1 protein-coding gene is annotated in these 527 nt (G+C 64.1%); it reads right to left on the reverse strand.

What is annotated here, in order from left to right:
• On the reverse strand, positions 1–527 hold a 527-nt coding region (locus tag PQR32_RS42155; RefSeq protein ID WP_408241812.1), incomplete at both ends, for a TolC family protein.

Here is a 527-nt window from a genome sequence, read left to right on the forward strand (position 1 = left end):
GCCGGTAATTCGCGACGTCCTCTTCGTAGACGGCCCGAGCGTTCGCGAGGTTGCCCTTGCGGCGGCCGCCGTCAAAAATCGGAATGTTCAGCGCCGTACCGGCAAGAGGACCGAGCAGGAACGCACGGCTGCTCCACTTGAAGAGGTCGCCAATCGTTGCCGATTCAAAGCCACCCGTACCGGTGATCGTGAGCGACGGGAAGAACGCGGCCTTCGCGATACCGATGCGCGAGTTCGCCGCAGCCATCGACCGCTCCGCTGCAGCGATATCCGGCCGACGCTCGAGCAGCGAAGATGGCAGGCCTGGCGGCACACGCAGGTTGACCGGCTTGATGGGGTCCGCCGCCATGGAGAACTCGGCCGGCGCTTTACCGAGCAGTACAGCAAGGCTATGCTCGGATGCGGCTCGCAGGCGCTGCACAGTCATGGCGTCCGACTGTGCAGTGGCAAGTTCCGCTTTCGCGCGCGAGAGGTCGAGTTCAGTGATTTCGCCTTCCGTGTAGCGGCGCTGTACCAGCTTCAGGGCT

The organism is Paraburkholderia dipogonis (assembly GCF_046027395.1).
Lineage (GTDB): Bacteria > Pseudomonadota > Gammaproteobacteria > Burkholderiales > Burkholderiaceae > Paraburkholderia > Paraburkholderia dipogonis_A.